The following is a 13,184-nucleotide window of genomic DNA, read 5'->3' as shown; positions in this document are numbered from 1 at the left end:
GGTTCACCCGACTGTGTCGCCGCCCGACGGCCGGGAACTGACGCGCCCTCAGCGCGGAGAGCGCTCCGGGCACGGCCCGAAGCCCCTGATCCGTAAAGCAGAAGGCGGAAAGCCTTAGCTCTGAGCCGGCAGGATCCCGGCGCCGCCGCCCGTGCCCGGCTCCAGCGCGTCGAGCGCACGGCGCAGGCCGGTCAGCTTGCGTTCGAGATGGGCCGCCGTGGCGACGGCCGCCGCGTCGGCGGACTCGTCGTCGAGCTGCTTGGAGAGGGCCTCCGCCTGCTCCTCGACCGCCGCGAGCCGCGCGGAGAGCTCGGCCAGCAGACCGGCCGGCTCCTTCTCGTGCTCGCCGTTCGCCTGGCCGTCGCCGTCCAGCTGGAGCCGCAGCAGCGCGGCCTGCTCGCGGAGCTTGCAGTTCTTCATGTACAGCTCGACGAAGACCGAGACCTTGGCGCGCAGCACCCACGGGTCGAACGGCTTGGAAATGTAGTCCACCGCGCCTGCCGCGTATCCCCGGAAGGTGTGGTGCGGGCCGTGGTTGATCGCGGTGAGGAAGATGATCGGGATGTCCCGCGTCCGCTCCCGCCGCTTGATGTGGGCGGCGGTCTCGAAACCGTCCATGCCCGGCATCTGGACGTCCAGCAGAATGACCGCGAAATCGTCCGTGAGCAGCGCTTTGAGCGCCTCCTCCCCTGACGATGCCCGGACCAGTGTCTGATCGAGCGCAGAGAGGATGGCCTCCAGCGCCAGCAGATTCTCCGGCCGGTCATCGACCAGGAGGATCTTGGCCTTCTGCACCATGGCCCGCCCTCCTCGCCCCGGAAATGCACCGGGTGCCGCCCCAGGGGACGACTCCCTTTCGCCGTCCGTCCTTGTGCCGGTCATGGTAGCCGCACCCCGCCCGTCACCACACCCTGTCACCGTGATGTCACTGTGCACATACCGCAAACGCGGTGGGAGACCAGAAGGTTCCCCGGATACAGGCCGTTCACACCCGTTCGCGCACAGCCGGTCAGCAACTCACACTGATTCATTCACAATCCGATCACTCTCCGTGCATCCACCGCTCCATAACCGCCAGCAGATGATCAGGATCGACCGGCTTCGTCACATAGTCGGAAGCACCGCAGTCGATCGCCTTCTCCCGGTCGCCCTTCATCGCCTTCGCGGTGAGCGCGACGATCGGCAGCCCGGCGAACTGCGGCATCCGCCGGATCGCGGTGGTGGTCGCGTACCCGTCCATCTCGGGCATCATGATGTCCATCAGCACGACCGTCACATCGTCGTGCTGCTCCAGGACTTCGATCCCCTCGCGGCCGTTCTCCGCGTACAGCACGGCCAGTCCGTGCTGCTCCAGCACGCTGGTGAGTGCGAAGACGTTACGGATGTCGTCGTCGACGATGAGCACCTTCTCGCCCCGGAACCGGAACGTCCGCCGGGGCTCCGCCGTCTCCTCCCCCGCGGCCGCGCCGCCCTGCACCCACTCCTCGTGCGGGATGCTCTCGCCGGCCGGCCGCCCGGCGGGCAGCGCGGGACGCCGGGCCGCGTCCCCGAGGGCCTTGCGCCGCCGCCGGAACACCCCGGCGGAGTTGGCCGGGTCCCCGAGCGGGGCCGAGTCGCCACCCTGCGGCGCCTGTCCGTTCTCGGACCCGCCGCCCAGCCCCTCGCCGGAACCGGAACCCACCTGCGGGAAGCTCTGGGGCGGCAGTTCGGCGCGGTGCAGCGGCAGGTACAACGTGAAGGTCGAGCCCCGGCCCGGCTCGCTCGCCGCGTGGATCTCACCGCCGAGCAGCCGCGCGATCTCCCGGCTGATGGAGAGGCCGAGGCCCGTACCGCCGTACTTGCGACTCGTCGTCCCGTCCGCCTGCTTGAACGCCTCGAAGATCACCAGCATCTTGCTGGACGCGATCCCGATCCCGGTGTCGGTGACCGAGAAGGCGATCAGATCGGCGTCCGCGTCCCGCAGCGAACCGGCCTCCAGCAGATGCTCCCGGATCGCGTTCGGCACATCGGCTCCGGCCGGCCGGATCACCAGCTCCACCGCCCCGCTGTCGGTGAACTTCACCGCGTTCGACAGCAGGTTGCGCAACACCTGGAGGAGGCGCTGCTCGTCGGTGTGCAGCGTCGCGGGAAGCTCCGGCGAGACCCGCACGGAGAAGTCGAGACCCTTCTCCGCGGTGAGCGGGCGGAAGGTCGCCTCCACGTAGTCGACCAGCTGGACCAGCGCGATCCGGGTCGGGCTGACATCCATCTTGCCCGCCTCGACCTTCGACAGGTCGAGGATGTCGTTGATCAGCTGGAGCAGGTCGGAACCGGCCCCGTGGATCGTCTCGGCGAACTCGACCTGCTTCGGCGACAGATTGCCCTCGGCGTTGTCCGCCAGCAACTTGGCCAGGATCAGCAGCGAGTTGAGCGGCGTACGCAGCTCGTGCGACATGTTCGCCAGGAACTCGGACTTGTAGCGCATCGAGACCGCGAGCTGCTCGGCGCGCTCCTCCAGGACCTGCCGGGCCTCCTCGATCTCGGTGTTCTTCACCTCGATGTCGCGGTTCTGCTGGGCCAGCAGCTCGGCCTTCTCCTCCAGTTCGGCGTTGGACGCCTGGAGGGCCTTCTGCCGGTTCTCCAACTCCTGCGAGCGGTCACGCAGTTGCTCGGTCAGCTCCTGGGACTGCTCAAGGAGCTTCTCGGTCTTGGTGTTGACGCTGATGGTGTTGACGCTCGTCGCGATCATCTCGGCGAGCTGGTTGAGGAAGTCCCGCTGGATGTGCGTGAACGGCTGGAACGAGGCCAGCTCGATCACACCGAGCACCTTGCCCTCGAAGAGCACCGGCAGCACGATCACATGCGCGGGCGGCGCCTCGCCGAGGCCGGAGGAGATCTTCAGATAGCCCGGCGGAACGTTGTCCACCTGGATCGTCCGCTTCTCCTCGGCCGCCGTCCCGATGAGCGTCTCACCGGGCCGGAACGAGGTCGGCATCGAGCCCGCGGAGTAGCCGTAACTCCCGCGCATCCGCAGCTCGTACGAGGTGTCGTCGGGGGTTTCCGGACCCACCTCGTCGGAGTCGCCCGGGGACATGGCCAGGAAGAACGCGCCGTGCTGCGCCGAGACCACCGGCGTCAGCTCGCTCATGATCAGCGAGGCCACGTCGTCCAGATCGCGGCGGCCCTGCATCAGACCGGAGATCCGGGCCAGGTTGCCCTTCAGCCAGTCCTGCTCCTTGTTGGCGAGGGTGGTGTCACGCAGGTTGGCGATCATCGTGTTGATGTTGTCCTGGAGGACCTGGATCTCGCCGGCCGCGTCCACATCGATCTTCAGGTTCAGATCGCCGCGGGTCACCGCCGTGGCGACGGCCGCGATGGCGCGCACCTGACGGGTCAGGTTCCCGGCCATCTCGTTCACCGACTCGGTGAGGTCGCGCCAGGTGCCGTCCACGTCCCGCACCCGCGCCTGACCTCCCAGCTGCCCTTCCGTGCCCACCTCACGGGCGACCCGGGTCACCTGCTCGGCGAACGAGGAGAGCTGGTCGACCATCGTGTTGATGGTGTTCTTCAGCTCCTGGATCTCACCGCGCGCGTCGATGTCGATCTTCTTGGTGAGGTCGCCCTTGGCGATGGCCGTGGTGACCGTGGCGATCTGCCGCACCTGGCCGGTCAGGTTGGAGGCCATCGAGTTCACGGACTCGGTGAGGTCCTTCCACGTACCCGAGACGCCCGGCACCCGGGCCTGACCGCCCAGCTCACCTTCCGTACCCACCTCACGGGCCACACGCGTGACCTCGTCCGCGAACGAGGAGAGCGTCGTCACCATGGTGTTGACGGTGTCGGCCAGCTCGGCGACCTCGCCGCGCGCCTCCACGGTGACCTTCTTGGTCAGGTCACCGTTGGCGACCGCGGAGGAGACCCGGGAGATGTTCCGCACCTGGCTGGTCAGGTTGTTGGCCATCAGGTTGACGTTGTCGCTGAGATCCTTCCAGATGCCGGTCGCCCCGCGCACCCGCGCCTGGCCGCCGAGAATGCCCTCGGTGCCCACCTCGCGGGCCACCCTGGTCACCTCGTCGGCGAAGTTGAGCAGCTGGTCGACCATCGTGTTGACGGTCGTGACCAGTTCGAGGATCTCGCCCTTGGCGTCGACGGTGATCTTCTTGGAGAGATCGCCCTTGGCGACGGCGGTGGTGACCTCGGCGATGTTGCGGACCTGGAGGGTCAGGTTGTTCGCCATGCCGTTGACGGACTGCGTGAGGTCCTTCCACGTACCGGAGACGCCCTGTACCTCGGCCTGGCCGCCGAGGATGCCTTCCGTACCCACCTCACGGGCGACCCGCGTCACCTGCTCGGCGAAGTTGGAGAGCTGGTCCACCATCGTGTTGAGGGTGTTCTTCAGCTCCAGGATCTCGCCGCGCGCGTCCACGTCGATCTTCTGCGACAGGTCACCGCGCGCCACCGCCGTGGCCACCTGCGCGATGTTACGGACCTGGGCGGTCAGGTTCCCCGCCATCCCGTTCACCGAATCGGTGAGATCGCGCCACACTCCGGCCACACCGGGCACCTGCGCCTGACCGCCGAGCCGGCCGTCCGTACCCACCTCACGGGCCACCCGGGTCACCTGGTCGGCGAAGGCGGAGAGCTGGTCGACCATGGTGTTGATCGTGTTCTTGAGCTCCAGGATCTCGCCCCGGGCGTCCACGTCGATCTTCTGCGACAGGTCGCCCCGCGCCACCGCCGTCGTCACCTGGGCGATCTGCCGCACCTGGGAGGTGAGGTTGCCGGCCATGAAGTTGACGGAGTCCGTCAGCTCCTTCCACGTACCGGAGACGCCGTCCACGCGCGCCTGACCCCCGAGACGGCCCTCGGTGCCCACGTCCCGGGCCATCCGCGTCACCTGGTCGGCGAAGCTGGACAGCTGCGCCACCATCGTGTTGACGGTGTTCTTCAGCTCCAGCATCTCCCCGGCCACGTCCACGGTGACCTTCTGGGACAGGTCACCGTTGGCGACCGCCGTGGTGACCTGTGCGATGTCCCGGACCTGACCGGTCAGGTTGCGGAAGGCGGTGTTCACCGAGTCGGTGAGGTCCTTCCACGTCCCCGCCGCCCCCGGCACCTCCGCCTGGCCGCCGAGCCGGCCCTCGACGCCGACCTCCCGGGCCACGCGCGTCACCTCGGAACCGAACGACTGAAGCTGGTCCACCATCGTGTTGACGGTGTTCTTCAGCTCCAGCATCTCGCCGGCCACGTCGACCGTGACCTTCTGCGACATGTCACCGCTGGCCACCGCGGTCGTCACCTGCGCGATGTCCCGCACCTGCGTCGTCAGGTTCCGGAAGACCGTGTTCACCGAGTCGGTGAGGTCCTTCCACGTCCCGGCGGCCCCGGGCACCTGCGCCTGGCCACCCAGGAGGCCTTCGCCACCGACCTCGCTCGCCACACGTGTCACTTCGTCCGCGAAGGTGCGCAGCGTCTCGGTCATCTGGTTGATCGTCTCGGCGAGCTGGGCGACCTCGCCGCGCGCGCTCACCGTGACCTTCTGCGTCAGGTCACCGCTGGCGACGGCCGTCGTCACCTCGGCGATACCGCGTACCTGGGAGGTGAGGTTGCCCGCCATCGTGTTGACGGAGTCGGTGAGGTCCTTCCACACCCCGGCCACACCCGGCACGGTCGCCTGACCGCCCAGCTCACCTTCCGTACCCACCTCACGGGCGACGCGCGTCACCTCGGAGGAGAACGAGGACAACTGGTCGACCATCGTGTTGACGGTGTTCTTCAGCTGGAGCATCTCACCGGCCACATGGACGGTGACCTTCCGCGACAGATCGCCCTTGGCGACCGCCGTCGTCACCAGCGCGATGTCCCGCACCTGGGCGGTGAGGCGGTACGCCATGGTGTTGACGGAGTCCGTCAGGTCCTTCCACGACCCGGACATCCCGCGCACCTGCGCCTGGCCGCCCAGCTTGCCCTCGGTACCCACCTCGACGGCGACCCGGGTCACCTGCTCGGTGAAGACCGACAGCTGGTCGACCAGGTTGTTGACCGTACGGGCGACCTTCAGGAACTCGCCGCGCAGCGGCCGTACCGTCTCGTCCGTCGTGTGCGACCGCAGCTCCATCCGCTGCTCCAGGTCACCGTCGGCGACCGCCGACAGCACCCGGCCCACCTCGGAGACCGGCCGCGCGAGATCGTCGACGAGCTCGTTGGAGGCGTCGATCGCGGCGGCCCAGGAACCCTCGCAGGCGCCCGTCTCCAGCCGCTCGGTCAGCTTGCCCTCACGCCCGACCACACGCCGTACCCGCGCCAGCTCACCGGTGAGGTGGAGATTGCGGTCGGCGACCTCGTTGAAGACCGCCGCGATCTCCGTCATCACGCCGTCGCCGGAGACGGTGAGCCGCCTGCGGAAATTGCCGTCGCGCATCGCCACGAGTCCCGCCAGCAGTCTGTTCAGAGCTGCCGCGTCGACCTCGACGGTGCCATTGCGCTGCTTTTTCACGGACTGTCCGCCTTTTGTACGCGTTTCTGAACCCCGCGCCGCCACGCCAGACTCCACCGTGTCCCTCCCGCAGGGGTTGACCGTTTCGCTCGGGCCTATCCGGAAGCTTGCCCAGTTCCACTGTGGACCACCGCCACAGCACACCGTCAACGGGCGGCCGGGCGGACGTCAAATCGTTGCAACGTACCAGGCCGGAACAGGTCGGCGGGCAACCTCCCCCGCTTGCACCCCATCACTCCCACCGGGAGACATACTCGTGCGCCCGCGCACGACTCCCGGGGAGACCTGTCCCGATCTCGGCCCTCGTGTACCCGGCACCCTTGCCGAACGTCTAGCCTGGCAAGCGAATCGAAGCGGCGAGAAACGGGCACAGGACTCGGGGAAGCGACGAGACACCAATATGGGGAGTGCTGTGATCACCGCGCGCGCGGCCGCCACCTTCGAACCGGTCGGGCGCTCGGTCGCGACCGCCCGCGCCTTCGTCCGGGACACCCTCCAGGGGTGGGGGTACAACGATGTCGTCGACGACGCCGTCGTCCTCACCAGCGAGCTCGTCACCAACGCCGTGATCCACGCGGGTACGGCAGCCGACGTCCTCTGCCTCCGTACCGAGGACGGCGTACGCGTCGAGGTCGCCGACCACTATCCGGAGCGCGAGGTCCCGCTCCAGAGCAACGGGCTCGACTTCGGCTCACCGGACCGCGAGAACGGCCGCGGCCTGCTGCTCTGCGCCGCGCTCGCCACCCGCTGGGGCGTCGAGTACACGCCCACCCGCAAACATGTCTGGTTCCAGCTGGACCTCCCCGAGCGCCCGGTCGGCATCCGCTCCGCGGGCCCGCTCCTGCCCACCCCGCTGCTGCCCGTAGCCGACCAGCGCGTACGGGTCGCGGTCGTCCAGATCGACCACTCCGGCGCGATCGCCGCGTGGAACGACGACGCGGCCTTCCTCTTCGGCCACGGGACGGACGAGGTCTCCGGCAAGCAGCTCACCGACTTCGTGGCCTGGCCCCACACGCCCGGCACCAACACCGGCATCGCGGACGCGCTCCGCCTCTCCCGCTGGGAGGGCAGCTACGGCATCCGCTGCGCCGACGGCCGCGTCACCCCCGTCTACGCCTCCCATCTGCGGGTCCGCGACACCGAGGGCGAACCGTCCACGGTCTGCCTCCTCGTCCGCGACTACGAACGCGCCGTCCTCCAGTCCCCGGTCCGCGCCCCGGCCTCCGACGCCTCGTCCGAGAACCGCACCACGGACCCGTTCGAGGTCTTCATCGGCTCTCCGGCCCCCGACGACCTGGACGGCCTGCTCCAGCGGACGGTGGAACGGGCCCGCGACATGCTCGACGCCGACTCCGCGTTCCTGCTCCTGGCCACCGACGACGAGACGGAGCTGGAGGTCCGCGCCACGACGGGACTGCCCTCGGCCCGCCAGCGGTTCGCGAGAGTCCCCGTGGAAGCCGGAACAGGACGCTACGGCTCCGCCCGCATGCCGGCCGTCCACGAGGACCTGACCGCCGTGCCCGGCGCCGTCCCGCTCCTCACCGACACCGGGATGCGCTCGGTCGTCACGGTCCCGCTGAAGGTCGAGGGCCGCCTCACCGGCTCCCTGGGCGTCGCGGCCGAGGCGCCCGGACGCTACTCGAACGAGGAGGCCCTGCGCCTCCAGTTCGCCGCCGACCGCATCGCACTGGCCGTCGAGTCCGCCCGCCTCGGCGAGCTGGAACGGCTGCGGCGCGGCTCGCTCTCCTTCCTCGTCGAGGCCTCCGACCTGCTGGCCGGCACGCTCGACCGGGACCAGACGCTGGCGCTGATGGCCCAGATGACGGTCCCGACCCTGGCCACCTGGTGCGCGGTCTACACGATCGCGGACCAGTCCTCGGACCCGTACCTCTCGTACGTGCTCCACGAGGACGAGGACCTCATCGACGGCCTCAAGGCCCTGCTCTCCAAGATCGACCCGCCGGACCCGGTCCCGACGCCGGGAGCACGCGTCTGGGCGGCCCCTTCGGAGGCCGGTCACCGCGCGGCGCTGTCCACGTCGACCCGCAGCCTGGACCACGATGCGCCGTTGAGCATGTCCACGGCCACCCGCACCATCCTGGCCACGGCCCAGGCGGTCGGCGGCGAGACGGTGGTCCTGCCGCTGGTCGCCCGCAACCGCGTGATCGGCATGCTGACGCTCGGGAAGCCCTCGGACGACCACTTCCGCCAGGAGATCCTGGAACTGGCCGAGGACCTCTCCCGCCGGGCCGCGCTGGCCCTGGACAACGCCCGCCTGTACTCGGAGCGCATGGCCATCAGCCAGTCCCTCCAGCGCAGCCTCCTGCCCCCGGGCCTCCCCGACGTCCCGAACGTCGAGATCGAGGTCATCTACCGCGCGGCCGGCGAGGGCAACGAGGTCGGCGGCGACTTCTACGACGTCTTCCCGATCCACGACGGTGCGTACGGCTTCGCCATCGGCGACGTCTGCGGTACGGGCCCCGAGGCCGCCGCCGTCACGGGTCTCGCCCGCCACGCGCTGCGCCTGCTGGCCCGCGAGGGCTTCCCCGGCCCGGCGGTCCTGGAGCGCCTCAACGCGGCGATCCTCGACGAGGGCGCCCGCAGCCGCTTCCTCACGCTCCTGTACGGCGAGCTGTGGCCCCAGGAGGACGGCAGCGCTCTCCTGAAGGTGGTCTGCGCCGGCCACCCGCTGCCGCTGCGCCTGCGCCAGGACGGCTCGGTGGAGCCTGCGGCCGAACCGCAGCCCCTCCTCGGCGTCCTGGAGGACCTGGAGCTGTACGAGGAGGAGGTCACCCTCAACCCGGGCGACGTCCTCCTCTGCGTCACGGACGGCGTCACCGAACGCCGCGAAGGCACCCGCATGCTCGGCGACGACGGCCTCGCGGACGTCTTGTCGACCTGTACGGGCCTGACGGCCGGAGCCGTCGCCGCACGCATCCTGCGAGCCGTGGAGCGCTTCGCCGCAGAGCCCGCCTCGGACGACATGGCCATCCTGGCCATGCGCGTCCCGGAGCCGCCGCGTATCTGATCCAAGGCCGGCAAACGAGAAAGGCCCCCGCCATGTGGTGGGGGCCTTTCTCTTTCTCGCTGAGCCCCAATGCGGAATCGAACCGCAGACCTTCTCCTTACCATGGAGACGCTCTACCGACTGAGCTATTGGGGCCTCGTTGCGCTGTGGCAACGAGGTAAACCATACACGGGATCCAGGGATACGCATAATCGCGGCCGGCACGCTTTACCGGGACCTCGGCGACAGGCCTGCCGCCACCGGCGGGACAGAGCCGGCGGGCGCTATCTGGCCCGGAACGCAGAAAAGCCCCGCACCACAAGGGTGCGGGGCTCTCCCACAATAATTGTTCGGCGGCGTCCTACTCTCCCACAGGGTCCCCCCTGCAGTACCATCGGCGCTGAAAGGCTTAGCTTCCGGGTTCGGAATGTAACCGGGCGTTTCCCTAACGCAATGACCACCGAAACACTATGAAAATTTGAACAAAACCGGTGTTGACACGGCTGTTCGTTATTTCAGAACTAACACAGTGGACGCGAGCAACTGAGGACAAGCCCTCGGCCTATTAGTACCAGTCAGCTCCACCCCTTACAGGGCTTCCACATCTGGCCTATCAACCCAGTCGTCTACTGGGAGCCTTAACCCCTCAAGAGGGTGGGAATACTCATCTCGAAGCAGGCTTCCCGCTTAGATGCTTTCAGCGGTTATCCTTTCCGAACGTAGCCAACCAGCCATGCCCTTGGCAGGACAACTGGCACACCAGAGGTTCGTCCGTCCCGGTCCTCTCGTACTAGGGACAGCCCTTCTCAATATTCCTACGCGCACAGCGGATAGGGACCGAACTGTCTCACGACGTTCTAAACCCAGCTCGCGTACCGCTTTAATGGGCGAACAGCCCAACCCTTGGGACCGACTCCAGCCCCAGGATGCGACGAGCCGACATCGAGGTGCCAAACCATCCCGTCGATATGGACTCTTGGGGAAGATCAGCCTGTTATCCCCGGGGTACCTTTTATCCGTTGAGCGACAGCGCTTCCACAAGCCACTGCCGGATCACTAGTCCCGACTTTCGTCCCTGCTCGACCCGTCGGTCTCACAGTCAAGCTCCCTTGTGCACTTACACTCAACACCTGATTGCCAACCAGGCTGAGGGAACCTTTGGGCGCCTCCGTTACTCTTTAGGAGGCAACCGCCCCAGTTAAACTACCCATCAGACACTGTCCCTGATCCGGATCACGGACCCAGGTTAGACATCCAGCACGACCAGAGTGGTATTTCAACGACGACTCCACAACCACTGGCGTGGCCGCTTCACAGTCTCCCACCTATCCTACACAAGCCGAACCGAACACCAATATCAAACTATAGTAAAGGTCCCGGGGTCTTTCCGTCCTGCTGCGCGAAACGAGCATCTTTACTCGTAGTGCAATTTCACCGGGCCTATGGTTGAGACAGTCGAGAAGTCGTTACGCCATTCGTGCAGGTCGGAACTTACCCGACAAGGAATTTCGCTACCTTAGGATGGTTATAGTTACCACCGCCGTTTACTGGCGCTTAAGTTCTCAGCTTCGCACACCCGAAAGTGCACTAACCGGTCCCCTTAACGTTCCAGCACCGGGCAGGCGTCAGTCCGTATACATCGCCTTACGGCTTCGCACGGACCTGTGTTTTTAGTAAACAGTCGCTTCTCGCTGGTCTCTGCGGCCACCCCCAGCTCACCGAGTAAATCGGATCACCAGGAATGGCCCCCCTTCTCCCGAAGTTACGGGGGCATTTTGCCGAGTTCCTTAACCATAGTTCACCCGAACGCCTCGGTATTCTCTACCTGACCACCTGAGTCGGTTTAGGGTACGGGCCGCCATGAAACTCGCTAGAGGCTTTTCTCGACAGCATAGGATCATCCACTTCACCACAATCGGCTCGGCATCAGGTCTCAGACTTCATGCACGACGGATTTACCTACCGTGCGTCCTACACCCTTACCCCGGGACAACCACCGCCCGGGCTGGACTACCTTCCTGCGTCACCCCATCGCTTACCTACTACAAGTCTGGTTCATCGGCTCCACCACTACCCTCAACTCCGAAGAGATCGGGCCGGCTTCACGGACTTAGCATCGCCTGATTCAGTACTGGGCGTTTCAAAGCGGGTACCGGAATATCAACCGGTTGTCCATCGACTACGCCTGTCGGCCTCGCCTTAGGTCCCGACTTACCCTGGGCAGATCAGCTTGACCCAGGAACCCTTAGTCAATCGGCGCACACGTTTCTCACGTGTGTATCGCTACTCATGCCTGCATTCTCACTCGTGAACCGTCCACAACTCGCTTCCGCGGCTGCTTCACCCGGCACACGACGCTCCCCTACCCATCCACACAGGCGTTGGCCCTATGTGTGTGAATGACACGACTTCGGCGGTACGCTTGAGCCCCGCTACATTGTCGGCGCGGAATCACTTGACCAGTGAGCTATTACGCACTCTTTCAAGGGTGGCTGCTTCTAAGCCAACCTCCTGGTTGTCTCTGCGACTCCACATCCTTTCCCACTTAGCGTACGCTTAGGGGCCTTAGTCGATGCTCTGGGCTGTTTCCCTCTCGACCATGGAGCTTATCCCCCACAGTCTCACTGCCGCGCTCTCACTTACCGGCATTCGGAGTTTGGCTAAGGTCAGTAACCCGGTAGGGCCCATCGCCTATCCAGTGCTCTACCTCCGGCAAGAAACACACGACGCTGCACCTAAATGCATTTCGGGGAGAACCAGCTATCACGGAGTTTGATTGGCCTTTCACCCCTAACCACAGGTCATCCCCCAGGTTTTCAACCCTGGTGGGTTCGGTCCTCCACGAAGTCTTACCTCCGCTTCAACCTGCCCATGGCTAGATCACTCCGCTTCGGGTCTAGAGCGTGCAACTCAAACGCCCTATTCGGACTCGCTTTCGCTACGGCTTCCCCACACGGGTTAACCTCGCTACACACCGCTAACTCGCAGGCTCATTCTTCAAAAGGCACGCAGTCACGACTGCATGTGCAAGCACATACAGCGACGCTCCCACGGCTTGTAGGCACACGGTTTCAGGTACTATTTCACTCCGCTCCCGCGGTACTTTTCACCATTCCCTCACGGTACTATCCGCTATCGGTCACCAGGGAATATTTAGGCTTAGCGGGTGGTCCCGCCAGATTCACACGGGATTTCTCGGGCCCCGTGCTACTTGGGTGATTCTCAAACGAGCCGTTGATGTTTCAGCTACGGGGGTCTTACCCTCTACGCCGGACCTTTCGCATGTCCTTCGCCTACACCAACGGTTTCTGACTCGTCTCACAGCCGGCAGACTATGAAAGAGAACTCCCACAACCCCGCATGCGCAACCCCTGCCGGGTATCACACGCATACGGTTTGGCCTCATCCAGTTTCGCTCGCCACTACTCCCGGAATCACGGTTGTTTTCTCTTCCTGAGGGTACTGAGATGTTTCACTTCCCCTCGTTCCCTCCACACTGCCTATGTGTTCAGCAGCGGGTGACAGCCCATGACGACTGCCGGGTTTCCCCATTCGGAAACCCCCGGATCAAAGCTTGGTTGACAGCTCCCCGGGGACTATCGTGGCCTCCCACGTCCTTCATCGGTTCCTGGTGCCAAGGCATCCACCGTGCGCCCTTAAAAACTTGGCCACAGATGCTCGCGTCCACTGTGCAGTTCTCAA

General features: G+C 65.9%; 3 protein-coding genes, 1 tRNA gene and 2 rRNA genes. 1 reads left to right on the top strand and 5 read right to left on the bottom strand.

All coding sequences use genetic code 11. The annotated features are described in order from the left end of the window. Positions 1–114: 114 nt before the first annotated feature. A complete protein-coding gene (locus ACQP09_RS27750) occupies positions 115–798 on the bottom strand; it encodes a response regulator (RefSeq protein WP_404069468.1) in 684 nt (227 codons plus the stop codon). 244 nt (positions 799–1,042) lie between these two features. Then, complete coding sequence (locus tag ACQP09_RS27745; RefSeq protein ID WP_433404381.1) at positions 1,043–6,475, bottom strand: HAMP domain-containing protein; 5,433 nt, start codon at positions 6,473–6,475, stop codon at positions 1,043–1,045. A 400-nt stretch (positions 6,476–6,875) separates the two neighbouring features. Between ACQP09_RS27745 and ACQP09_RS27740 the strand changes: the two genes are divergently transcribed. Continuing rightward, complete coding sequence (locus ACQP09_RS27740) at positions 6,876–9,503, top strand: SpoIIE family protein phosphatase (protein ID WP_433404378.1); 2,628 nt, start codon at positions 6,876–6,878, stop codon at positions 9,501–9,503. 62 nt (positions 9,504–9,565) lie between these two features. Here the strand turns inward: ACQP09_RS27740 and ACQP09_RS27735 are convergent. The 3 genes from ACQP09_RS27735 to ACQP09_RS27725 all read right to left on the bottom strand — a co-directional run bounded on the left by ACQP09_RS27735 (position 9,566) and on the right by ACQP09_RS27725 (position 13,152). Then, positions 9,566–9,638: transfer RNA gene (locus tag ACQP09_RS27735), tRNA-Thr, on the bottom strand. Between the two features lie 192 nt (positions 9,639–9,830). Continuing rightward, positions 9,831–9,947, bottom strand: a 5S ribosomal RNA gene (gene rrf / locus ACQP09_RS27730). Positions 9,948–10,027: 80 nt separating this feature from the next. Next, positions 10,028–13,152, bottom strand: a 23S ribosomal RNA gene (locus ACQP09_RS27725). Positions 13,153–13,184: the final 32 nt, after the last annotated feature.

The organism is Streptomyces sp. CA-146814 (assembly GCF_050942385.1).
Taxonomy (GTDB): Bacteria; Actinomycetota; Actinomycetes; order Streptomycetales; family Streptomycetaceae; genus Streptomyces.
This window is presented reverse-complemented; position numbering and strand designations above follow the sequence as displayed.